This is a genomic window from Micromonospora sp. ANENR4 (assembly GCF_015354395.1).
In the GTDB taxonomy this organism is placed as follows: Bacteria; Actinomycetota; Actinomycetes; order Mycobacteriales; family Micromonosporaceae; genus Micromonospora; species Micromonospora aurantiaca.
On sequence record NZ_JADKYQ010000019.1, the window covers coordinates 11,721 to 34,663 of the forward strand.

Annotated in this window: 22 protein-coding genes; 14 read left to right on the top strand and 8 right to left on the bottom strand. The window is 73.5% G+C overall.

The window, feature by feature from the left end; translation table 11 throughout:
* Window positions 1–63 precede the first annotated feature (63 nt).
* From IRY44_RS27210 to IRY44_RS27220, 3 genes are all read right to left on the bottom strand, one after another.
* The gene (locus IRY44_RS27210) at window positions 64–1,557 is read right to left on the bottom strand and encodes a PH domain-containing protein (RefSeq protein ID WP_370585027.1); all 1,494 of its coding nucleotides are present in this window, start codon (window positions 1,555–1,557) and stop codon (window positions 64–66) included.
* Window positions 1,554–2,081, bottom strand: a complete 528-nt coding sequence (locus IRY44_RS27215) for a PH domain-containing protein (RefSeq protein WP_194803054.1) — start codon at window positions 2,079–2,081, stop codon at window positions 1,554–1,556. The genes IRY44_RS27210 and IRY44_RS27215 overlap by 4 nt, the downstream gene beginning before the upstream one ends.
* 73 nt (window positions 2,082–2,154) lie before the next feature.
* Window positions 2,155–2,364 carry a hypothetical protein gene (locus tag IRY44_RS27220; RefSeq protein ID WP_194803055.1) on the bottom strand — a complete coding sequence of 70 codons (210 nt, stop codon included), beginning with the start codon at window positions 2,362–2,364 and terminating at the stop codon, window positions 2,155–2,157.
* 254 nt (window positions 2,365–2,618) lie between these two features.
* Here IRY44_RS27220 and IRY44_RS27225 point away from each other — a divergent pair, with 254 nt between their 5' ends.
* The 7 genes from IRY44_RS27225 to IRY44_RS27255 all read left to right on the top strand — a co-directional run bounded on the left by IRY44_RS27225 (window position 2,619) and on the right by IRY44_RS27255 (window position 9,689).
* On the top strand, window positions 2,619–3,725 hold the full coding sequence (locus tag IRY44_RS27225) for an AAA family ATPase (RefSeq protein ID WP_370585028.1): 1,107 nt from the start codon (window positions 2,619–2,621) through the stop codon (window positions 3,723–3,725).
* A complete protein-coding gene (locus tag IRY44_RS27230; protein WP_194803056.1) occupies window positions 3,704–4,660 on the top strand; it encodes a DUF58 domain-containing protein in 957 nt (318 codons plus the stop codon). Before IRY44_RS27225 ends, IRY44_RS27230 begins: the two co-directional genes overlap by 22 nt.
* Window positions 4,657–5,607 (top strand): VWA domain-containing protein, encoded by a 951-nt coding sequence (locus IRY44_RS27235; RefSeq protein WP_194803057.1) that lies wholly within the window; start codon window positions 4,657–4,659, stop codon window positions 5,605–5,607. Before IRY44_RS27230 ends, IRY44_RS27235 begins: the two co-directional genes overlap by 4 nt.
* A 555-nt stretch (window positions 5,608–6,162) precedes the next feature.
* The gene (fabG, locus tag IRY44_RS27240; protein WP_194803058.1) at window positions 6,163–6,918 is read left to right on the top strand and encodes a beta-ketoacyl-ACP reductase; all 756 of its coding nucleotides are present in this window, start codon (window positions 6,163–6,165) and stop codon (window positions 6,916–6,918) included.
* 23 nt (window positions 6,919–6,941) lie between these two features.
* A complete protein-coding gene (gene fabI / locus IRY44_RS27245) occupies window positions 6,942–7,709 on the top strand; it encodes an enoyl-ACP reductase FabI (protein WP_135241111.1) in 768 nt (255 codons plus the stop codon).
* 135 nt (window positions 7,710–7,844) lie between these two features.
* Complete coding sequence (locus IRY44_RS27250; RefSeq protein ID WP_194803059.1) at window positions 7,845–8,876, top strand: ferrochelatase; 1,032 nt, start codon at window positions 7,845–7,847, stop codon at window positions 8,874–8,876.
* Between the two features lie 33 nt (window positions 8,877–8,909).
* The gene (locus IRY44_RS27255) at window positions 8,910–9,689 is read left to right on the top strand and encodes an HAD-IIA family hydrolase (RefSeq protein WP_091048117.1); all 780 of its coding nucleotides are present in this window, start codon (window positions 8,910–8,912) and stop codon (window positions 9,687–9,689) included.
* 224 nt (window positions 9,690–9,913) lie between these two features.
* Here IRY44_RS27255 and IRY44_RS27265 read toward each other — a convergent pair whose 3' ends face one another.
* Both IRY44_RS27265 and IRY44_RS27270 read right to left on the bottom strand, forming a co-directional pair.
* Window positions 9,914–10,369 carry a GNAT family N-acetyltransferase gene (locus tag IRY44_RS27265; protein WP_262014361.1) on the bottom strand — a complete coding sequence of 152 codons (456 nt, stop codon included), beginning with the start codon at window positions 10,367–10,369 and terminating at the stop codon, window positions 9,914–9,916.
* 138 nt (window positions 10,370–10,507) lie between these two features.
* Entirely contained in the window at window positions 10,508–11,302 is a 795-nt protein-coding gene (locus IRY44_RS27270) for a hypothetical protein (protein ID WP_135241109.1), read from the bottom strand.
* A 161-nt stretch (window positions 11,303–11,463) separates the two neighbouring features.
* On the opposite strand from IRY44_RS27270, the gene IRY44_RS27275 reads away from it, so the two are divergent.
* Window positions 11,464–12,276 (top strand): DUF3097 domain-containing protein, encoded by an 813-nt coding sequence (locus tag IRY44_RS27275; RefSeq protein WP_194803061.1) that lies wholly within the window; start codon window positions 11,464–11,466, stop codon window positions 12,274–12,276.
* Window positions 12,277–12,678: 402 nt separating this feature from the next.
* Here the strand turns inward: IRY44_RS27275 and IRY44_RS27280 are convergent, their stop codons facing one another.
* The gene (locus tag IRY44_RS27280; RefSeq protein ID WP_194803062.1) at window positions 12,679–13,989 is read right to left on the bottom strand and encodes a serine hydrolase; all 1,311 of its coding nucleotides are present in this window, start codon (window positions 13,987–13,989) and stop codon (window positions 12,679–12,681) included.
* A 98-nt stretch (window positions 13,990–14,087) separates the two neighbouring features.
* On the opposite strand from IRY44_RS27280, the gene IRY44_RS27285 reads away from it, so the two are divergent.
* The 4 genes from IRY44_RS27285 to IRY44_RS27300 all read left to right on the top strand — a co-directional run bounded on the left by IRY44_RS27285 (window position 14,088) and on the right by IRY44_RS27300 (window position 18,898).
* Window positions 14,088–14,561: an NfeD family protein gene (locus IRY44_RS27285; protein ID WP_194803063.1), complete on the top strand. Its 474-nt coding sequence runs from the start codon at window positions 14,088–14,090 to the stop codon at window positions 14,559–14,561.
* Window positions 14,562–14,566: 5 nt separating this feature from the next.
* Entirely contained in the window at window positions 14,567–15,673 is a 1,107-nt protein-coding gene (locus IRY44_RS27290; protein ID WP_013287363.1) for an SPFH domain-containing protein, read from the top strand.
* A 128-nt stretch (window positions 15,674–15,801) separates the two neighbouring features.
* Window positions 15,802–16,605, top strand: a complete 804-nt coding sequence (locus IRY44_RS27295; RefSeq protein ID WP_194803064.1) for a hypothetical protein — start codon at window positions 15,802–15,804, stop codon at window positions 16,603–16,605.
* 91 nt (window positions 16,606–16,696) lie between these two features.
* On the top strand, window positions 16,697–18,898 hold the full coding sequence (locus IRY44_RS27300) for a transglycosylase domain-containing protein (RefSeq protein WP_228532927.1): 2,202 nt from the start codon (window positions 16,697–16,699) through the stop codon (window positions 18,896–18,898).
* 9 nt (window positions 18,899–18,907) lie between these two features.
* Here IRY44_RS27300 and IRY44_RS27305 read toward each other — a convergent pair whose 3' ends face one another.
* Complete coding sequence (locus IRY44_RS27305) at window positions 18,908–19,507, bottom strand: thymidylate kinase (RefSeq protein ID WP_370585029.1); 600 nt, start codon at window positions 19,505–19,507, stop codon at window positions 18,908–18,910.
* A 114-nt stretch (window positions 19,508–19,621) separates the two neighbouring features.
* Between IRY44_RS27305 and IRY44_RS27310 the strand changes: the two genes are divergently transcribed.
* Complete coding sequence (locus tag IRY44_RS27310; protein ID WP_194803066.1) at window positions 19,622–20,182, top strand: dihydrofolate reductase family protein; 561 nt, start codon at window positions 19,622–19,624, stop codon at window positions 20,180–20,182.
* Between the two features lie 4 nt (window positions 20,183–20,186).
* On the opposite strand, the gene IRY44_RS27315 is transcribed toward IRY44_RS27310, so the two are convergent.
* Window positions 20,187–22,019: a thiamine pyrophosphate-requiring protein gene (locus IRY44_RS27315; protein WP_194803067.1), complete on the bottom strand. Its 1,833-nt coding sequence runs from the start codon at window positions 22,017–22,019 to the stop codon at window positions 20,187–20,189.
* Between the two features lie 102 nt (window positions 22,020–22,121).
* On the opposite strand from IRY44_RS27315, the gene IRY44_RS27320 reads away from it, so the two are divergent.
* Window positions 22,122–22,934 (top strand): RNA methyltransferase, encoded by an 813-nt coding sequence (locus IRY44_RS27320; protein WP_228532936.1) that lies wholly within the window; start codon window positions 22,122–22,124, stop codon window positions 22,932–22,934.
* Window positions 22,935–22,943: the final 9 nt, after the last annotated feature.

The window sequence follows — 22,943 nt, forward strand, 5'->3', positions numbered from 1 at the left end:
CCGGGTCGTAGCCGCGCCGCCGTCGTTGCCGTACCGCCGTCGTGGCGTCGCGGCCCGCCGGGGTCAGCGGCCGCTGTCGGTACGGCGGGCGGCGCGCGACCGCTCGGTCAGCTCCGCGGCCAGCTCCCACGCGTCGGCCAGATCCCGGTCGACGGCCGCCGCCCCGGCCCCACCGGCGGTGTCCGCGTGCACGGTGGCCAGCCGCAGCAGCCGCTGCACCGGACTCCGCGTGACCCGCACGCTCTGGATCCGGGCGTACGGCACCAGCGTCAACCGCCGGGTCAGCAACCCGGAGCGGGCCACGAAGACCCGCTCGTCGAGACCGGCGCCGACCACCTTGCGGCTCAGCGGCCGCAGCCACCGGGCCCGTGACGGGGGCGGCGTGGCGGGTAGCGCGTCCAGCCGTACGCCGGGCAGCACCTCCGCCACGACCATCGCGCCGGTGCCCGCGTCGCCGACCGGCAGCAGCCGGTCCGGGCGGTTGCGGTCGTCCGGCTCACCGGCCGAGTAGCCGGCCACCTCCAGCCGCAGCCGCAGCCACCCCTTCATCCGCCACAGCAGCGGCCACGTCGCCCGTACCGTCTGCACCCGGTGCAGCGGCACGGTCTGCATCCGCGTCTCCAGCAGCCCGTTGTGCACGCGCAGCGTGCCGTCGTCCCGGTCGAGCCGGAAGCTCCAGTCGTCGAGCACCCGGCGGATCGGTTGCAGCACCACACCGGCCATCGCGGTGAGCGTGCTCGCCACCGCGATGAACGACCACGAGCCCTCGGAGAGGAACTGGGCGCCGACGAACACCAGGCCCAGCGGCAGCAGGAACGCCTGCGGCGTGAGCAGCTGGCTGACCAGCAGGTCCTGGTTGCGGACGGCGTGCAGCCGGCGACCCTCCGGCACGGGCGGCGCGACCGGCGCGCCGGGCTCGGCCGCCGGCACCGGTGCCGGGGCGGAGCGACCGGCGACCGCGAGCAGCCGCTGCCGCAGCGCGGTGGCCTCGGCCACGCTGAGGTAGGCCAGCGGCGCCTCGGTCTTGCCCCCGCCGACCACCTCCAGCCGCAGCTCGGCCAGGCCGGTGAGCTGGGCCAGCAGGGGCCGGACCACCTCGACCGCCTGCAACCGCTCCAGCGGGATGGCCCGGGTGCGCCGCCACAGCAGGCCCTCGTAGACCCGCAGCTCGCGGCCCACCAGGTGGTAGCCGGTGTTCCACCAGCTCACCACCGACAGCACTGTGGCGCCGAGCACGAAGACGGTGACCAGCACCGCGAACCAGCCGAACCCGACGCGCGACAGCGTCGACCAGGAGAGCCCGGCGATCACCACGACCAGCGACTTCGCGCCGTGCAGTGCCGGGCTGAGCGGATGCAGCCGCTGCCGTGGCTCCTCGCCGCCGGGCGGTCCGGCCGCCGGACCCCACGGTCCCGGGTACGGCGGCAGCGGCGCGGGCCACGGCCCGGGCGTCGCGTCGGGTCCGGGCGGGGGTCCGTACCCGGATGGTGGTCCGGGGGTCGGGTCGGGCCGGTCGTCGTGGGGCGGCGGGGCGCCGGAGTCGCTCCGTTCGCTCACAGGCCCTCCGCCCGGTCCTCGCCCAGCGCGGTCAGTCGGTCGCGCAGCCGGGACGCCTCGGCCGGGCGCAGGCCGGGCACGCGCGCGTCGCTCGCGGCGGCGGCCGTATGCAATTGCACGGTGGCGAGGTCGAACGCGCGCTCCAGCGGACCGGCGCTCACATCGACGAACTGCATCCGCGAGTACGGCACGATGGACAGCCGCCGCACCAGCAGGCCGTGGCGCACGAGCAGATCGTCGTCGCGCTCGGCGTACCCCCAGGCGCGGACCGCGCGCACGATGGTGACGGACCGCCAGACGCCCATCAGCAGCGCCACGCCGACGGCGGCGCCGAGCAGCCAGTGCCCGGACAGCGCCCAGGCCACGCCGAGCACCACGAGCGCCACGGCCAGCCCGATGCCGAGCCGGATCAGCTCCACCCAGATCAGGTCGCGGGAGATCGGCTGCCAGTGGACCGTGTCCGGCCAGGGCTCCAGCGCGCTGCGCGAGGCGGGCGGGAGGCCGGCGGGGCCGTCACCGCTCATCGGGGAGACCTGCCGTGCTCGCCGCCGGTACGGACTCGGGTCGTCTGCTCGCTCACGCTTCGAGCGTAGGCGATCAGGGAAGCGGGACCACCTCGCGGAGGAAGCCGCGTGCCTCGAGGAAGTCACCGAGGGAGCCGCGGTGCTCCGGGCAGGCCAGCCAGGTCTTGCGCCGGTCCGGCGCGTGCAGGCGGGGATTGTGCCAGCGGAGCTGGAAGGCGGCGGGTGCGAGACACCCCCGCGCCGAGCAGATCAGCGTCTCGTCCGGGGTGGTGGGAGTCGTCACCGGGGCGAGTCTAGAGGCCGCACGCCGGGAGTTTTAGCGCCGGGCGGCCACGGGGGGAGCCGCCCGGCGACGGGGTGAATCGTACACACTGCGGACCCCTTGTTGTCCACCCGTGTTCAGCGTTTCCCGCGCGGCGGGACGGTGTGGTGGGACGGCGCGGCGAAAATCGTGCCTCTCCCACCCTCGGCTCTCAGCGAGGCATGACAGTCTTGATACGCACCACGCCACGACGACGACCCTGCTGTGGAGGACCGGTGGCCCAGTCGACCACACCCGACGTGCCGAACCCGACCGAGGCGGCGCCGGACGCGCCGCCCCCGGCGGGCACCACCCCGGCCCAGGACGCCACGCTGCTGGAGCGGGCACTGTTCGAGACCAAGCGGGTGATCGTCGGCCAGGACCGGATGGTCGAGCGGATGTTCGTCGCGCTGCTGGCCCGGGGGCACTGCCTGCTGGAGGGTGTGCCGGGTGTGGCCAAGACGCTCGCCGTGGAGACCCTGGCCCGGGTCGTCGGCGGCTCGTTCGCCCGGGTCCAGTTCACCCCCGACCTGGTGCCTGCCGACATCATGGGCACCCGGATCTACCGGCAGTCCAGCGAGAAGTTCGACGTCGAGCTGGGCCCGGTCTTCGTCAACTTCCTGCTCGCCGACGAGATCAACCGCGCGCCCGCCAAGGTGCAGTCGGCGCTGCTGGAGGTGATGAGCGAGCGGCAGGTCTCCATCGGCGGCGAGAGCCACCGGGTACCGGACCCGTTCCTGGTCATGGCCACCCAGAACCCGATCGAGCAGGAGGGTGTCTACCCGCTGCCCGAGGCGCAGCGGGACCGGTTCCTCATGAAGATCGTCGTGGGATACCCGACGGACGCCGAGGAGCGCGAGATCGTCTACCGGATGGGCGTCGCGCCGCCCGAGCCGGCCCGGGTGTTCGACACCCCGGACCTGGTCGCCCTCCAGCGCAAGGCCGACCAGGTGTTCGTGCACAACGCGCTCGTCGACTACGCGGTCCGGCTGGTGCTCGCCACCCGGGCGCCCGCCGAGCACGGCATGCCCGACGTGGCCCAGCTCATCCAGTACGGCGCCAGCCCGCGCGCCTCGCTCGGCCTGGTCCGGGCCACCCGCGCGCTGGCGCTGCTGCGCGGCCGGGACTACGCGCTGCCGCAGGACGTGCAGGACATCGCCCCGGACATCCTGCGCCACCGGCTGGTGCTCAGCTACGACGCGCTCGCCGACGACGTACCGGCCGACCACATCGTGCACCGGGTGATGTCGACCATCCCGCTGCCCGCCGTCGCGCCCCGCCAGCAGGCCACACCGCCGCCACCGGCCGTCCCGCACAACGGATGGCCCGGGCAGCGGCCGTGACCTCGCCCACCCCGCTGAGCGCCGCCGGCGACCGCTCGGGGGCCGTGCTGGCCCGGCTCCAGATCATGGTCACCCGCAAGCTGGACGGGCTGCTCCAGGGCGACTACGCCGGGCTGCTGCCCGGACCGGGCAGCGAGGCGGGGGAGTCCCGGGAGTACCGGCCCGGCGACGACGTGCGCCGGATGGACTGGCCGGTCACCGCCCGCACCACCATGCCGCACGTCCGGCGTACGGTGGCCGACCGTGAACTGGAGACGTGGCTGGCCGTCGACATGTCGGCCAGCCTGGACTTCGGCACCGGGCGGTGGCTCAAGCGGGACGTGGCGGTCGCCGCGGTCGCCGCGCTGGCCCACCTGACCGTGCGGGGCGGCAACCGGATCGGCGCCGTCGTCGGCACCGGCGGGGCCGGCGGGCCGGGGACGATGCTGCGGCTGCCCGCCCGTTCCGGCCGCAAAGAGGCCCAGGGGCTGCTGCGGGCGGTGGCGGGCGCCGAGATCCGGCCCGGCCGCAGCGACCTCGGCGCGCTCGTCGACATGCTCAACCGGCCGCCCCGGCGGCGTGGCGTGGCGGTGGTGATCTCCGACTTCCTCGCGCCGCCGCAGCAGTGGGGCCGACCGCTGCGTAAGCTGCGGGTCCGCCACGACGTGCTGGCCGTCGAGGTGGTCGATCCGCGGGAACTGGAACTGCCCGACGTGGGGGTGCTGCCGGTGGTCGACCCGGAGAGCGGCGAACTGCACGAGGTGCAGACCGCCGACCCGGGCCTGCGCCGCCGGTACGCCGAGGCGGCCGCCGCCCAGCGCGGGGCGATCGCCGCCGAGCTCCGCGCCGCGGGCGCGGCCCACCTGCGCCTGCGTACCGACCGAGACTGGCTGCTGGACATGGTGCGTTTCGTCGCCGCGCAGCGGCACGCCCGCACCAGAGGGACGACTCGATGATCCGTTTTCTGCAACCGTGGTGGCTGCTCGCCGTGCTGCCGGTGCTCGCCCTCGCCGCCGCGTACGTCTGGCGGCAACTGCACCGCCGGCAGTACGCGCTGCGGTTCACAAACGTCGACCTGCTGCGTACCGTCGCGCCCAAGGGACTGGGCTGGCGGCGGCACGTCGCGGCGACCGCGTTCCTGCTCTGCCTGCTGGTGCTGGCGACCGGGCTGGCCCGCCCGGCGATCGACACCCGCGAGCCGCTGGAGCGGGCCACCGTGATGCTCGCCATCGACGTGTCGTTGTCGATGCAGGCCGACGACGTGTCGCCGAACCGCCTGGAGGCGGCCCAGGAGGCGGCGAAGCAGTTCGTCGGCGAGCTGCCGGAGAGCTACAACCTGGGGCTCGTCTCGTTCGCCAAGTCGGCGAACGTGCTGGTGCCGCCGACCAAGGACCGGGCCGCCGTCACCAGCGCGATCGACGGGCTGGTGCTGGCCGAGGCGACAGCCACCGGCGAGGCGGTGTTCACCTGCCTGGAGGCGATCCGCTCGGTGCCGGCCGACGGCGCCGCCGGTATCCCGCCGGCCCGGATCGTGCTGCTGTCCGACGGCTACCGCACGTCGGGCCGCTCGGTCGAGGAGGCCGCCGCGGCGGCGCAGGCGGCGAACGTGCCGGTGTCCACCATCGCGTTCGGCACCGACTCGGGGCAGGTCGACATCGGCGGGCAGCTCCAGCGGGTGCCGGTGGACCGCACCGCGCTGTCCCAGCTCGCGGAGACCACGCAGGGCTTCTTCTACGAGGCCGCGTCGGCCAGCGAGCTGAAGCAGGTCTACCAGGACATGGGCAGCTCGATCGGTTACCGGACCGAGCCGCGCGAGATCACCCAGTGGTACGCGGGGATCGCGCTGCTGCTGGCGCTGTGCGCGGGCGCGCTGAGTCTGCTCTGGACGTCCCGGCTCGTGTGAGCCGGAACCGGCCGGCGGTGGTCAGTGACCGCCGCCGGCCAGCACGAACAGGACGGCCACCCAGACGGCGGCGAGGGTGAAGCCCAGCGGGGCGACGTAACGGCTCATGGGTGTGCTCCGTGGCGACGGTCGGCCCGGTGCGGGCCGTGGGAGGGCGGGGCGTACGCGCACGAAGTCGTGACCGGGTGCTCCGCCGCGCGGCAGGCCACACCCCGGCGTGGTCGCCGGAGAGCGGATGCGGTGCGGGGGCGGGAAGCGGGTCAGCCGCGTCGACCGAGCCGTGGCTCAGCGGGGCTGACGGTGGGCCCGGCCACGACTGGGAGGATCGCTATCTCGCACAGCGATCACCTCCAGCGGTCGGCGGGGCCCGGCGCGGGCGCAGACCGGCCCGCAGACGCGATCATCGTACACCGGGGGTGCGGGTGCCGCGCGCGCGGTCGCCGGTCCCGCGGACCCCGGCGGGAGCGGTGCCGTGACCTGCGCGGGTTAGCGCTTACCTGTCGGTAACCCCTAGGCTCCGACCGACCGAGAGATCACTGGAGCAGAGGGGGATCCGTGGCCCGAACCGTGCTGGTGACCGGCGGGAACCGGGGGATCGGCCTGGCCATCGCGCAGGCGTTCGCCAAGCAGGGCGACCGGGTGGCCGTCACCTATCGCAGCGGCGGAGTCCCCGGTGCCGGAGCAGCCGAGCCGGGGTTTGGCGCAGGCGGAGCCGGCCATCAGAACGGCCTGTTCGGCGTGCGGTGCGACGTGACCGACGCCGAGTCGGTCGACGCCGCGTTCACCACGATCGAGGCCGAACTCGGCCCGGTGGAGGTGCTCGTCGCCAACGCCGGCATCACCGACGACACGCTGATCATGCGGATGTCCGAGGAGCAGTTCGCCCGCGTCCTCGACACCAACCTGACCGGTTCGTTCCGGGTCGCCAAGCGGGCCTCGACGAAGATGCTCCGCGGTCGCTGGGGGCGGATGATCTTCATCTCCTCGGTGGTCGGTCTCTCCGGCGGCGCGGGCCAGGTCAACTACGCGGCCAGCAAGGCCGGCCTGGTCGGCGTGGCCCGCTCGATCACCCGCGAGCTGGGCGCCCGCAACATCACCGCGAACGTGGTGGCGCCCGGCTTCATCGACACCGACATGACCGCCGGCCTGCCCGAGGAGCGCAAGGCGGAGATCCGCAAGTCGATCCCGGCCGGCCGGATGGCCACCCCGGACGAGGTCGCGGGCGTCGTCACCTGGCTCGCCTCGGACGCGGCCGGATACGTCACCGGCGCCGTCATCCCGGTCGACGGCGGCCTCGGCATGGGCCACTGAGCAGAGCACGGAGGAGACACGCAATGTCCGGACTTCTCGCCGGTAAGCGGCTGCTTGTCACCGGCGTCATCACCGACGCGTCGATCGCCTTCTCGGTGGCGAAGCTCGCCCAGGAGAACGGCGCCCAGGTCGTGCTCACCGGCTACGGCCGGCTCTCCCTGGTGGAGCGGATCGCCAAGCGGCTGCCCGAGCCGGCGCCCGTGATCGAGCTGGACGTCACGAACGAGGAGCACCTGGCCGGGCTCGCCGACAAGGTACGCGAGCACGTCGACGGCCTCGACGGCGTGGTGCACTCGATCGGGTTCGCCCCGCAGAGCTGCCTCGGCGGCGGCTTCCTCGACGCCCCCTGGGCGGACGTCGCCACCGCGCTCCAGGTCTCCACCTACTCGTACAAGTCCCTCGCGATGGCCGCGCTGCCGCTGATGTCCGCCGGCGGCGCCGTGGTGGGCCTCACCTTCGACGCCACCAAGGCGTGGCCGGTCTACGACTGGATGGGCGTGGCGAAGGCCGGGCTGGAGTCCGCCTCCCGCTACCTGGCGCTGCACCTGGGCAAGCAGGGCATCCGCAGCAACCTGGTCGCGGCCGGCCCGCTGCGCACCATCGCGGCCAAGTCCATCCCCGGCTTCGACCAGTTCGAGGACGCCTGGACCGAGCGGGCCCCGCTGGGCTGGAGCCTCACCGACCAGGAGCCCGCCGCGCGGGCCTGCCTGGCGCTGCTGTCCGACTGGTTCCCGGCCACCACCGGTGAGATCGTCCACGTCGACGGCGGCTACCACGCCATCGGCGCCTGAGATGTAAGGAAGGGCCCCTTCTCAACGCCTCGTGCAGCGGAAGGGGCCCTTTTTAACACGCTGCGGCCCGGGTGGTCACCACACCGACCAGGGGGCGTCGCCACGCCGTGACGGCGGGCGAGGAAGAATGGCCCCATGGCGTACGACGCGTTGGTGCTGGTCTCCTTCGGCGGCCCGGAGCGGCCCGAGGACGTTCTCCCGTTCCTGCAGAACGTGACCCGGGGGCGGGGGGTGCCGCCCGAGCGGCTGGCCGAGGTCGCCGAGCACTACCTGCACTTCGGCGGGGTGTCGCCGATCAACCAGCAGTGCCGTGACCTGCTCGCGGCGATCCGCGCGGACTTCGCCGCCAACGGCGTCGACCTGCCGGTCTACTGGGGCAACCGCAACTGGGATCCGATGCTCGCCGACACGGTGGCGCGGATGCGCGACGACGGGATCACCCGGGCCCTGGCGTTCGTCACCAGCGCGTACGGCGGCTACTCCTCCTGCCGGCAGTACCAGGAGGACATCGCCTCGGCCCGCGCCGCCGTCGGCCCGGACGCCCCGCTGATCGAGAAGCTGCGCCAGTTCTGGGACCACCCCGGCTTCATCGAGCCGCACGCCGACGCGGTCCGCGCCGCGCTGGCCCAGCTCGACCCGGCGAAGCGGGACAGCACCCGGCTGGTCTTCACCGCGCACTCCGTCCCGATGTCCGCGGCGGCCACCGCCGGCCCGCACGGCGGCCGCTACACCGCCCAGCTCGAGGAGGTCGCCCGGCTGGTGCACGCCGCGGCCGCGCCCGACCTGGAGTACGACCTGGTCTGGCAGAGCCGGTCCGGGCCGCCGCAGGTGCCGTGGCTGGAGCCGGACGTCAACGACCACCTGGCGACGCTGCCCGAGCAGGGCGTGACGAGCGTGGTGGTCAGCCCGATCGGTTTCGTCTCCGACCACCTCGAGGTGGTGTGGGACCTGGACACCGAGGCGCTGGAGACGGCCAAGCAGCTCGGCCTGGACTTCGTCCGCGCCGGCACCCCGGGGGTCGACCCCCGGTTCGTGACGATGGTCCGCGAGCTGGTGCTGGAGCGCACCGCCCCGGACGGCGAGCGGCTGCGCCGCCGACTCGGCGAACTGCCGGCCTGGGACACCTGCCCGGCGCTGTGCTGCGTACCCCCGGCCCGCCGGCCCTGAGCCCGACCCGACGACACCCCTGGGGACGACACGATGCTTGACCGCAAGCCGGTGCAGAGCTGGCTCACCGACATGGACGGCGTGCTGGTGCACGAGGGGCAGCCGGTGCCCGGTGCCCCGGAGTTCGTCAAGAAGCTGCGTGCCTCCGGCAAGCCGTTCCTGGTGCTGACGAACAACTCCATCTACACGCCCCGCGACCTCCAGGCGCGGCTGGCCCGGATGGGGCTGGACGTGCCGGAGGAGGCGATCTGGTCGTCCGCGCTGGCCACCGCCCAGTTCCTGGCCGACCAGCGGCCGGGCGGCACCGCGTACGTCATCGGTGAGGCCGGCCTGACCACGGCGCTGCACGCGGTGGGGTACGTGCTCAGCGACTTCGCCCCGGACTACGTGGTGCTGGGGGAGACGCGCACCTACAGCTTCGAGGCGATAACGAAGGCGATCCGGCTGATCAACGACGGCGCCCGGTTCATCTGCACCAACCCCGACGCCACCGGCCCGTCGATGGAGGGCGCGCTGCCGGCGGCCGGCTCGGTGGCGGCGATGATCTCGAAGGCGACAGGTGTCGACCCGTACTTCGTCGGCAAGCCCAACCCGATGATGATGCGCTCGGCGCTGAACACCATCGACGCGCACTCCGAGTCGACCGCGATGATCGGCGACCGGATGGACACCGACATCCTGTGCGGCCTGGAGGCCGGACTGGAGACGATCCTGGTGCTCACCGGCATCAGCAGCCGGACCGAGGCCGAGCGGTACCCGTACCGTCCGTCGCGGATCGTCGACTCGGTGGCCGACCTGATCGACGAGGTCTGAGCCGCGGCGTCCGTCCGGTTCCGGTGCCGCGAGGGCCAGGCGGCGGGCGGCCACCGAAGTTCGACAAGACCGACTACCGCGAGCGGCATGCGGTCGAATGCGGCGTCAACCGGCTCAAGCGCCATCGTGCGGTCGCCACGAGATACGACAAGCGTGCCGTACGCTACGAGGCGGCCGTGCCGGTCGCAGTCCTCAACGAACGGCTGTGACCAGGGGCACTACCCTCAGGTTGCCGCCGCATAACACCGGACGGCGACCTTCTGCTCCGGGCTCCACCGCTGTTCGACTGTGGCCAGCAGCTGCCAGCCGAGCCTCTCGTACAGAGCCGCCGCCGCAGTGTCAGAAGCCACCACGTCGAGCACGGGATGCAAACCGCGATGCTGTGCTTCTTCGACAGCCTGCGCCATCAGCAGCGCACCGATCCCGTGGCCGCGGGCCGACGGAGCGACGAACAACCGGTTGACCACGGCAGTCGCGTCGATACTCACACCTGCACGAGCGCCCCACAGCCCAGGTGCCGCGTCTCCCGCGTCGCTTCGGGACAAGCCGATATGACCGACCATGCGGCCACCCAGTTCCGCCACCCAGGAGGCGATGAGCGATGGCGGCGTGAGCCATGCGGCCGGGAAATCGGGCCAGTTCACCGGATAACCGTCGCGCTCATGAACCTCTGCCAGCACCCGCACACAGTCACTGAGGTCGCGATCAGACCGCTGTCGGACAGTCGGGGGTACGTCCGCGCCGAACACGTTCTCGCTCCTCACTGCGGCATGGGAACACAGCCCGCGGCCCGTGGCCAGGGACTTTCACACCAGACCCTAGAGTCGCAGCGGCGCGTTGCAGGCGGCCACCAGGGCCTGCCGGCACGCGGTGGTGAGCGGCCGCAGGGCCGCGTCCCGCTGCTGCGCCTCGTAGGTGTTCACCGCGCCGCCGGGCGCGCTCTCCCCGGCCAGCGCGAGCACCCGATCCAGTACGGCGGCGCGGGCGAACAGGCGGCGGGCGCGCGGGTCGAAGCCGGGCGGCAGGTCGGTGGCGCCGTCCGGCCGGCGCAGCGCGGCGAGCGCCCCGGCGAGTTCGGGCCGCCACTGTGCGACGTCCAGCCGGGTCAGCGTGGCGGTGGTCTCGGCCAGCACGGCGGCGAGTTCCGCCTCGGCCTCCGCCGCGCCGGGCGTGGTGAGGGACGCCTTCGGCGCGTCCGCCGGTAGCGGATGCACCCGCCAGAGCACCGTCTCCCAGGTCATCCCCGAGCCGGACGTGTGCGTACGGACCTCGGGCACCAGCCCCATCCCGCTCGCCACCACCGCCTCGCCCGCCACCAGCGCCGCCCCGGCGAACGCACCCGGACCGGGCAGGCCGCGCGGGTCACCGGGCGCGGGCAGCACCAGGCGGATGTCGTCTGGTGAATGCTTGGCGAGGCTGGGCAGCGCCTCCCGCAGCGACACGTCGGTCCAGGTGCCGGGGGCGTCGGCGACGAGGTGCTCCTCGTCGCCGGCGACGGCGTCGGCCACCTCGTCGAAGGGCACCAGGCCGGCTCGCCAGGCACGCACCCAGGCGACGAACCGGCTCGACCGGCGCGGAGCCAGTGTGGCCGCGCCCGTTGCGGGGGAGGACATGCGGAAAGGGTACGTGCTCCGCGCCGCTGCTGTCTCGGCTGCCGCTCCGGCGGCGCGACCTGACCCCAACTACCCCCTTCGCACCGTTTCGTGCCGACGGATGACGGCCCGGTCGGCGCGTCGGCGAGCGACACGCCGGGGCGCTGGTTAGCGTCAGCGGCATGGCGGGGCGATACGACGGGGACGTGCTGGCCGGTGACTGGCGACGACGGAAGGTCACCCCCGAGGTCGACGCCGAACCCGACCTGGTGGTCGAGGACGCCGACTCCGGGTTCTGCGGCGCGGTGGTCGGCTTCGACTCCGGCGCGGTCGTGCTGGAGGACCGGCACGGACGGCGGCGCAACTTCCCGCTGCTGCCCGCCGCGTTCCTGCTCGACGGCAGGCCGGTCACGCTGCGACGCCCGGCCCGCGCACCGGTGCCCGCCGCGCGCCGCCGTACCGCGTCCGGGTCGATCGCTGTGGACGGCGTACGGGCGCAGGTCGCCAAGGCCAGCCGGATCTGGGTCGAGGGCGTGCACGACGCCGCGCTGGTCGAGCGGATCTGGGGCGACGACCTGCGCATCGAGGGCGTGGTGGTGGAACCGCTGGACGGCATCGACGCGCTCGCCGACGAGGTACGCGCGTTCGCGCCCGGCCCGGGTCGCCGGCTCGGTGTGCTCGTCGACCACCTCGTACCCGGCTCGAAGGAGAGCCGCATCGTGGCCCGGGTGAACTCGCCGCACGTGCTGGTGACCGGGCACCCGTACGTCGACGTGTGGCAGGCGGTACGCCCGGCCGCGCTCGGCATCGCGGCGTGGCCCGTGGTTCCTCCCGGGCGGCCCTGGAAGGAGGGCGTCTGCGCGGCGCTCGGGGTGGGTGAGCCGGCGGACATGTGGCGGCACATCCTGTCCCGGGTGGACAGCTTCGCCGACGTGGAGACGCCGCTGATCAACGCGATGGAGCGCCTGATCGACTTCGTCACCGAGCCTGTCTGACTGGTCGCTGCCCGGTCGTGGTCGTTGTCAGGGCCGTGGTTGCGGTTGGGGTCCGGGGGCGACCGTGCCCGGCTCCGGGCGGTCAGGCTTGATCCCTGCGCCGGTCACGGTCGCCCCCGGCCCCGCCGTGCGCCGGCTCCGCCCGCCCCCGGATCTCCTGTCCCCGCCCCTTCCGGGTTCTGTTCCGGCGCCCTCGTGCCCCTCGCCTGGTTGATCAAGGAGTTGTGGGCGTGCTGGAGATCAACGCCGACGCAAACTCCTTGATCACCGGGGTGAAGGGCGGCCACGTGCGTCGATCATGGAGTTGTGGTCCCCGCGGATCGGGCATAGCGGGGCGAAATAGGGGCCACAAGTGCAAGATCGGCGGGGCGGCGGGGGCGGCGGGGGCGGGGGCGAGGGATGTCAGGGGAGGTCGTCGGGGGTTCGGGTTAGGACGAAGGTGGCTATGTCGAGGGCTGTCGGGGTGCCGGAAGCGTCGCGGATCACCGTGAGGATCTCGCCGTCCTGGGAGCCGGAGCGGCCCCGCCACCGGTCCGGGCCCTCCGGCGTGAAGCGGAGCAGCGGCCGGCCCACCTGACCGCCGACCAGGTCACCGGCGGCGTCGACGCGGAACTCGTACTCGCCGCCCATCCACCACCAGCGGCCGGTCAGCGCGGCCACGTCGGCGGCGGGCGGGCCGGCCGGGCGCCACGGGGCGGGCGCGGCCGGTTCTGCGTCCAGCACCAGCGTGAGCGCCTCGCGGCCGAGCGCGCCGATGTGGTGGCCGCGCAGCCCGTACGCGTTGGCGAAGTTGACCACGGCGGTGCGTGTCGGCCGGTGCACGGCCAGGCCGGCCACGTACCCGGGCATGGAGCCGCCGTGTCCGACGTACACCCGGTCGCCGACCCGGTAGAGCTCGATGCCGAGGCCGTGCCCGCCGGTCCACGCGTCCAGGTCGTTGATGACGACGGGGGCGCACATCTCGGTGAGCGTGGCGGGGGAGAGCACCGCCGGGTCCGGGTCGGCCAGGAACGCCGCCCAGCGGCCCAGGTCCTCGACCGTCGACCAGAGCTGCCCGGCCGGCGCCATCGCCCCGGTGTCGGTGCGCGGCTCCTCCCGCAGCGTCTCGTGCCAGGGGTGGACGACGTAGCCGTGGGCGTACGGCTCGGCCGGGTGGTACGTGGTGCGGCGCATGCCCAGCGGCGTCAGCAGCCGCTCGGTCAGCAGCTCCGCCCACGGCGTGCCGGTGATCCGTTCCAGCACGGCGCCGAGCAGCCCGTACGCCAGGTTCGAGTAGTGGTAGACGAAGTGCGGCGGATAGGCGATCTTGCCCGGTGTCAGCCCGGCCAGCAGCGTGTCCAGGTCCATGCCCTCGGCGCGTTCCCACCAGTCGCCGTCCGGCTCGCGTTGCAGGCCGCCGACGTGGCCGAGCAGTTGGCGCACGGTCACCGCGCCGACCGGGGTGCCGGGCAGGTGGGCGTCGAGCGGGTCGTCGAGTGCCAGCCGCCCGGCGTCGCGCTGCTGCATCACCAGCACCGCGGTCATGGTCTTGGTGATCGAGCCGACCCGGTACTGGAGGTCGCCGTCCGGGCGGGGCGTCTCACCGGCGACCGCCAGGTGCGCCAGGCGGCCGTCGCGGACCACGCCGAGGGCGAGCGAGGGACCCCGCCCCTCGGCCTGGGCCCGGGCGACCAGCAGGTCCACCTGACGCGCGGTCTCGGGCAGCAGGGGCATGTCGTCCTCCTCGTCGGCCGGCGGCGCGGTACGCCGTGCCGAGCCTAGCGATCATGACAGTTCGATGACACGTGCGTTGACGTGTCAGGATTGTTCTCGTGGACGCCGTGTTCTGGATCGTTCTGGGTGTGGTATTAGCGGTCGCCGAGATCTTCACGACGACGCTCTTCCTGATCATGTTCGGGGTCGGGGCGTTCGCCGCCGCCGGCGCCGCGGCGCTCGGTGCGCCGGTGGCGCTCCAGGCGGTGGTCTTCGCGGTGGTGTCGGCGCTGTCGGTGGCGGTGGTCCGTCCGGTGGTCCGGCGGCATGCCCGGCCGGCGCTGGAGACCGGGGAGCAGCCGTTCGGGGTCGAGGCGCTGGAAGGGGCCACCGCTGTGGTCCTGGAGCCGGTCGACGCCGACCGGGGCATGGTCAAGATCGATGGTGAGCTGTGGACGGCCCGCTCGTACGACGCGACGCGCACGTACGCCGAGGGTGAGCGGGTGCAGGTGATAAAGGTCCGGGGCGCTACCGCCCTGGTATGGCAGGACGACATTTCCACCCCGGGCGAGCTGCCCGAAGCGAAAAGGTGAACGGTATGGAGTTTCTGGCGATCCTGATGATCGCGGTGGCGTTGATCGGTGTGGTGACGCTGTTCAAGGCGGTGCGGATCGTGCCGCAGCAGCGTCAGGACGTGGTGGAGCGACTCGGCCGGTACAAGCGCACGCTGAACCCGGGCCTGAACCTGCTGGTGCCGTTCGTCGACGCGGTGCGTACCAAGGTCGACATGCGCGAGCAGGTGGTCAGCTTCCCGCCCCAGCCGGTGATCACCTCCGACAACCTGGTCGTCTCGATCGACACGGTCCTCTACTTCAAGGTGGTCGACTCGGTTCGCGCCACCTACGAGATCTCCAACTTCCTCCAGGCCATCGAGCAGCTCACCGTCACCACGCTGCGTAACGTGATCGGCTCGCTCGACCTGGAGCGCGCGCTGACCAGCCGCGAGGAGATCAACCGGCACCTGTCCGGCGTGCTGGACGAGACCACCGGCCGCTGGGGCATCAAGGTGACCCGGGTCGAGATCAAGGCGATCGAGCCGCCGCCGAGCATCCGCGACTCGATGGAGAAGCAGATGCGTGCCGAGCGGGACCGCCGTGCCGCGATCCTCAACGCCGAGGGGCACAAGCAGTCGCAGATCCTCACCGCCGAGGGTGAGAAGCAGGCCGCGGTGCTGCGCGCCGACGGTGACCGCCAGGCCCGGATCCTCCAGGCGGAGGGCCAGGCCAAGGCGATCCGTACCGTCTTCGACGCGATCCACACCGCCAACCCGAGCCAGAAGGTGCTTGCGTACCAGTACCTCCAGGCGCTGCCGCAGATCGCCAACGGCACCGCCAACAAGGTCTGGATCGTCCCGACCGAGCTGACCAAGGCCCTGGAGGGCATGGGCGGCGCGCTGGGCGGGCTGGCGAACATGGCCGGCGACGTGCCGTCGCCGGAGGCCGCCAAGAGCGCCGGCGAGGTCGAGCGGGAGGCCGCCGAGGCCGCCCAGGCCGCGGCCGTCGCGGCCCAGGAGATCCACGACGAGGTACGCGTGGCGGAGGCGCAGGCCACCGGCGGCAACAACCCGAAGGGTCTGCCCGCGCCGGAGCCGGTGTCCCCGGCCAGCCTGGTGAACGACCCGGCGGACCAGCGCGAGCGGGGCTGACCGGCAAATCCGAGAATCCCTCATGCGGCGCTCCGGCGACTGCCACCATCGGTTTCAGGACGGGTGGTGAGCAGGGCCGGAGCGCCGTTGCGTGCCCCGGGCCACCCGCGGCGCGAACGAGGTGAGGCATGAAGGACCCGGCGAACCGGCTGTTCTCCCGTACCCCGGTCCCCGGCGCGCACGACCCCGCCGGACCGATCGGTTCCCGGCGTACCGGAGGGGGTTTCGGGGTCCTGCCGTTCGTCTCCGAACCCGGCCCGGGAGCGCCGGCCACCGACGCGACCTGGGCCTGGTCGATCCGCCGGTTCGCCCGCGCGGCGGTCTGGCTGCTCCCGGCGTACGCGGTTCTCTACGGCCTGGTGGCGATGGCCAGCGACGGCGGCGTGGGCAACGACCCGTACCCGGCCGACGGCCGGCCGCTCTACCTGGTCGGCTGGGTCGCCTCGGTGTGGCTGGGGCTGCTCGCCCTGCTGGCGCTCACCGGCCTGCTCGCCGCCACCCGCTGCCGCCGCGTCGCACTGGCCGGGCTGCTGGCGAGCATCGGCGGGATGGTGCTGATGCTGCCGTTCGCCGGGCTGGCCGAGCAGACGCCGGTGTTCGGCGTGACCGCGCGTGGCATCGTGCTGTTCGGCGCCACCCTCTACAGCGCGGGCTGGTTCCTCACCGGCTGGTCGGTCGCCCGGTCCGGGATGTTCTCCTACGGCGACGGGACGATGCTGATGATCGCCGCCCCGCTGCTCGGGCTGGGTGGCGCGCTGATCGGCTCGCTGCAGACGTTCGGCGCGATCTTCGTGCTGGTCGCCGGCATCGGCATCGGCTACCGCAGCGGCCGCCTGGTGCCCGAGACCATCGCCCGGGACGCCGCCGCGGCGAGCGTCGCCGCCGCACCCGTGCCGCCCGCGTCACCGAAGGGCCCACTCGGGGCGGGCTGACCGTTTCTTCAGCTGGGCGGTCGCCGTGAAGTAACTGACAGTTGCCTGGCGAGGTGGCCGGTAGGCGGCTTTCGTGGCAATCCTTGCGTCCATGCCGTCTCCCAGGTCGCCGCTGTCGCGGCTGTTCACCGTGCTGCTGGCCGGCCTGCTCGCCGGGCTCGTCCTCGCGCTCGCCGCGCTTCCCGGCGGCCTGCTCGGCGGGTTCGCCGCCCGGGCCGCGCTCGGCGCGTACGCGGAGCTGCCCGACGCGCTGCGCACCCCGGTGCAGCCGCAGCGCTCCTACCTCTACGCAAACGACGGCAAGACGCTGATCACCACGTTCTACGACGTGAACCGCACCGACGTGCCGCTGGCCGAGATCGCCCCGGTGATGCGGCAGGCGATCATCGCGGCCGAGGACCGGCGGTTCTACTCGCACGGCGGCGCTGACCTGCGCGGCATCGCCCGTGCGCTGGTGGCTAACGTCAAGGGCGGCGGCACCGAGCAGGGCGGCTCCACGCTGACCATGCAGTACGTCCGCAACGTGCTCAAGACCGACCCGAACCGCACCCCGGAGGAGCGGCAGGCCGCCACCGAGCAGACCGTCGGGCGCAAGCTCCAGGAGATCCGGTACGCGAACGCGCTGGAGCAGTCGCTGTCCAAGGACGAGATCCTCAACCGCTACCTCAACATCGCGTACTTCGGTTCCGGCGCGTACGGCGTCGCCGCCGCGAGCCAGCGCTACTTCGGCAAGGCCCCGGCCGACCTGACGCTGGGCGAGGCGGCGCTGCTCGCCGGCCTGGTCCAGTCGCCCGACGCGTACAGCCCGATCGACGGCGACAAGGACCAGGCGCTGACCCGGCGCGGGTACGTGCTCGACGCGATGGCCGAGACCGGCGCGATCACCGCGCAGCAGGCCGCCGCGGCCAAGGCCGAGGCGCTGACGCTGCGCCCGACCGCCCAGCCCAACGGCTGCACCGCCACCGCCCAGGGCCACGACGACTGGGGCTTCTTCTGCGACTACCTGCGCCGCTGGTGGATCACCCAGCCGGCGTTCGGCAGCACCCCCGAGGAGCGGGAGCAGGCGCTGCGCCGCGGCGGCTACCGGGTCGTCACCACGCTCGACCCGAAGATCCAGGAGACCGCGCAGGAGCAGGCCACCAAGGTCTACGGGTACGGCAACAAGCGGGCGCTGCCGATCGCGGCGGTCGAGCCGGGCACCGGCCGGGTGCTCGCGATGGCGGTGAACCGGCACTACAGCCTCGACGCCAACCCGGACGGGCAGGCCAACCACCCGAACACGGTCAACCCGCTGATCTCCGGCGGCGCCAGCGTCGACGGCTACCAGGCCGGCTCGACGTTCAAGATGTTCACCATGCTGGCCGCGCTGGAGGCGGGCAAGCCGCTGTCCACCGGCTTCGACGCCCCGAGCCGGCTGCCCACCCGGTACGCCTCGGACGACGAGGGCAATTGCGACGGCACGTGGTGCCCGGCCAACGCCAACCCGCAGTGGATGGACGGCTACCGGATGATATGGGACGGCTTCGGCCGGTCCGTCAACACGTACTTCGTCTGGCTGGCCGAACAGGTCGGCGAGGACAAGGTGGTGGAGATGGCCCAGCGCCTCGGCATCACCTTCCGCGCCGACTCCGACGCCGCGTTCGCCCGCGACAACGCCGCCAACTGGGGCGCGTTCACGCTCGGCGTGGCCGCCACGACCCCGCTGGACCTGGCGAACGCGTACGCCACGGTGGCGGCCGAGGGCACGTACTGCACGCCGCTGCCGGTGGTCTCGGTGACCGCGCCCGACGGCGACGCCGTCGACGTGGCGCAGCCGTCCTGCAAGCGGGTGCTCGAACCGGACGTGGCCCGCGCCGCCACCGACGCGGCCCGCTGCCCGGTCGGTCAGCAGTCCGCGTTCGAGCAGTGCAACGGCGGCACCGCCACCGCCGTCGACCGGATCGTCGGCCGCCCGGTGGCCGGCAAGACCGGCAGCTCGGAGCGCAACGCCACCGAGACGTTCGTCGGCTACACCCCGCAGGTCGCGGTCGCCGGCATCGCCGCCAACCCGGACGACGTCACCGACCTGGTCGGCTCCGCCGTGCAGGCGAAGGTGATCGACGCGGTGGCGCGGACCATCAAGACGGCGCTCACCGGCAAGCCGGTGGCCGACTTCACCGCGCCGAGCCGGGCGCTGGTCGGCGACCCGCAGCGCCCGCAGCCGCCCCGGCGGACCGAGCCGGACCGCCGCGAGCAGCGCCAGGAGAGTGAGCTGCCCTCGGACGTGCTGCGCTGGTTGCGTGAGCGGGGGTAACGGCCTCTCTCACCGCCGCGCCGCACGCACCGCCGCATCGAGGGCGGCGGCCACCTCGTCCGGGGTGCCGTCGCCGTCGAGCGTGACGAACGAGCCGAACTCCGGCAGCGCCCGGTATGCCCCGTCCAGCGCGCGCAGGTGCGCCAGCTCCTCGGTGTCGATGGCCCGCGCGGCCACCCGCCGCTGCGCCACCTCGGGCGAGGTGGCCAGGAAGCACACCACCGCCGGGCGCGGGAAGACCGCGTAGACGGCGCGCACCACGTGCCGTCCCCGGTCGCCCCGGGCCGCCATGATCACGTCCTGGCACCAGGTCCACCGGTCCAGCACCGCCACCCGTCCGGTCAGGCGGGCCACCGCCACGGTCCGGGCCATCGCCGCCGCGCGCACCGTCGCCTCCAGGGCCGGATAGACGGTACGACCGAACAGCGCCACCCCGTCCGGCCGGCCGAGCGCCCGCGCCAGCCGGTTCCACAGCGGCCGCCCACCGGCGTTCTCGAAGTACCGCGCCCGGACACCCCGCTCCCGCAGCCGCGCCGCCAGCGCCCTGGCCTGGGTCGTCTTGCCGGAACCGTCGACACCGATCAGTGCGATCATCAGGGGGCGGGCCACGCCCGCAGGCTAGCCGGAAATCGACGACGCCCGGTTGTCGGATCCGGTCCGGCGGCTCCGACCCACCGGTGAGCGCGCCCGGCCGGGACGCGCCGCGACGCGGAGGAACACATCATGGGCAACGTCATCTACGGGGTGCACACGTCGGTCGACGGCTTCATCGAGGGCCCGAACGGCGAGTTCGACTGGCCGGAGATGGGAGAGGAGCTGTCCGCGTACTCGATCGGGCTGGCCGAGCGGGCCGACGCCTTCGTCTACGGGCGGCGGGTGTGGGAGATGATGTCCTCCTACTGGCCGCAGGTCGAGTCGATCTCCGACCACCCGCACGACCTGGCGTTCGCGCCGGTCTGGCGGCGTACCCCGAAGGTCGTGGTCTCCCGGACGCTCGCCGAGGCGGGCCACGGCGCCGTGGTGGTCGGCGGTGGCGACCTGGCGAAGGAGTTCGCCGAGGTCCGCGAGCGGTTCCCCGGCGACCTGCTGGTCACCGGCGGCACCGGGGCGGCGACGGCGCTGGCCGCGCTCGGGCTCGTCGACACCTACGAGGTGATCGTGCACCCGGTGGTGCTCGGCGGCGGGCGGCAGGTGCTGCCCGGCCTGGCCCGGCAGGGCCTGCGGCTGGTCGAGACGCGCGCCTTCGACGCACGGTCGGTGCTGCTGCGCTACGCGCGGGCCTGACGCCTCAGCGGCCCCGGCGGCGGGGCCGGTACGTGGCGAGCGCGGCCGGTACGCCGCGCCGTACGATGCCGGCCCGGTCGCTGTCCCCGCGCAGCACCGCGGCGGCGGTCTTGCGGGCCTGCTCGGCGGTGAAGTGCGGCGGAAGCATCAGCTCGGCCGGGTCCACCACGGCGTTCACCACCACCGGGCGGTCCGCGTCGAGTACCCGCTGCCACAGGCCGTCCACCCGGCCGGGGGAGTCGACCAGCTCACCGCCGAGGCCCAGCACCTCGGCCCACCTGTGGTACGCCACATCCGGCAGGTCCTGGCTGTCCGGGAACATCGGCGTGCCCTCGCTGGAACGCTGCTCCCAGCTGACGAACGCGAGATCCCGGTTGTTGAGCACCAGCACCACGAACCGCGGGTCGGCCCACTCCCGCCAGTACTTCGCCACCGTGATCAGCTCGTTGACGCCGTTCATCTGCATCGCGCCGTCGCCGAGCAGCGCGATCACCGGCCGGTCCGGGTGGGCGAACTTCGCCGCCAGCGCGTACGGCATCCCGCCGCCCATCGAGAGCAGCGTGCCGGAGAGGCTGGCCAGCATGCCGGGGCGCACGCGCACGTGCCGGGCGTACCAGGCGGTGGCGGTGCCGCAGTCGACGGCGAGCATGGCGTCGTCCGGCAGCGCGTCGTCGAGCGAGGTGAACAGCGACTGCGGGTTGACCGGGTCGGCGGGCTGGGCGGCGACCTCGCGTTGCGAGGCCCGCCACTTGCCGGTGGCGTCGGCGAGGGTGGCCCGCCAGGCGGTCGGGCCCGGCCCCGGGCCCAGTTCCTCGAGCAGGGCGCGCAGCGTCGGTCCGGCGTCGCCGGTCAGGTTCACCTCGGTCGGGTAGCGCAGCCCCATCCGGGTGCCGTCGATGTCGATCTGCACCGCCCGGGCCTGGCCCTCCGGGGGATAGAACTCCGAGTACGGCATCTGGCTGCCGACGATCAGCAGCCTGTCGCACTCGCGCATGAGCTGCCAGCTCGGGCGGCTGCCGAGCAGGCCGATCGCGCCTGTGACCCACGGCTGGCGGTGGTCGACGGCGGTGAAGCCGAGCAGCGCGGTGGCGACCCCGGCGCCGAGGCGGTCTGCGATCCGGCGTATCTCGTCCACGGCGCCCAGCGCGCCCTGCCCGACCAGCATCGCCACCCGCTCGCCGCCGCGCAGCACCTCGGCGGCGCGGCGCACGTCGGCCTCCGGCGGCACCGTCGGCTCGCTGCTCGGCACCGCGCTGGTGTGGTAGTAGCCGTGGGCGTGCGGCGGGTGGGGCACCGCCGGCAGGTCCTGTACGTCCGACGGCAGGACCAGGGCGGTCACGGTACGCCGGGCCAGCGCCGTGCGGCAGGCCCGGTCGACCAGGTGCCGGGCCTGGGACGGGTCGTCGAGCTGGGCCAGGAAGGCCGAGGCCACGTCCTTGTAGAGCGCGAGGAGGTCCACCTCCTGGTAGTAGCCGCCGCCCTCGGCGGGCAGCGCGGTGTGCCCGAGCAACGCCACCACCGGCTGGTGGTCGAGTTTGGCGTCGTACAGGCCGTTGAGGGCGTGGATCGCGCCCGGGCCGCTGGTCACCACCACGCAGCCGAGCGGGCCGCCGCCGTACTTGACGTGCGCGCCGGCCGCGAACCCGGCGGTCTCCTCGTGCCGGACCTGGATGAACCGGGCCCGCCCCTCGGCGCGCTGCAACGCCGAGGTCATGCCGTTGATCCCGTCGCCCGGGTAGCCGTAGTAGCGGTGCACGCCCCATTCGGCGAGCCGGGCCACCAGGTAGTCGGCGACTGTGGCGTCGCGGGGGAGGTTGCCGTCGTGATCCGCGCCCATCCTGGTTCCTCCGTCACCGTCGGCCTCCCGGCTTGCTTCCCCGCCCGGGACGCCGGAAACCCGGCCCGCGCCGGAGCGGCCGGGCGGGCCGGGCAGAATCGCCTGGTGCCCGTCCACGAGATCACCGACCCCGACGACGACCGGATCGCCGACTACCGCGCGCTCACCGACGTGGAGCTGCGTACCCGCTGGGAACCGCCGCACGGGTTGTTCATCGCCGAGGGGGAGCTGGTGCTGCGGCGGGCGCTGCGGGCCGGCTACCCGGCCCGGTCCTACCTGGTCGACGCGAAGCGGGTGGACCAGCTCGCCGACCTGGACACCGGTGACGCGCCGGTATACGCGGCCACGCCGGACGTGCTGCAGCGCGCCACCGGCTTCCACGTGCACCGCGGCGTGCTCGCGTCGTTCCACCGCAAGCCGCTGCGCTCCGCCGACGAGGTGCTCGCCGCCGCCCGGCGGGTGGTGATCCTGGAGGACGTCAACAACCACACGAACCTGGGTGCGATCTTCCGGGGCGCCGCCGCGCTCGGCGTCGACGCGGTGCTGCTGTCCCCGACCTGCGCCGACCCGCTGTACCGGCGCAGCGTACGGGTCAGCATGGGCGAGGTGTTCGCGGTGCCGTACGCCAAGCTCGAGCGCTGGCCCGCGGGGCTGGACCAGGTCCGGGCGGCCGGGTTCACGGTGCTCGCGATGACGCCCGCGCCGGATGCCGTACCGATGCAGCGGCTGACTCCGGCGCAGCGGGTGCGGGCGGCGTTGCTGCTCGGGGCGGAGGGGCCGGGGCTGACCGCGGCGGCGCAGGCGGCCAGCGACGTGCGGGTGGTGATCCCGATGCGGCGCGGTGTGGACTCGCTGAACGTGGCGGCCGCCGCGGCGGTGGCGTTCTGGGAGCTGGGGCGTGAGGACGCGCTCTGACGGACCAGC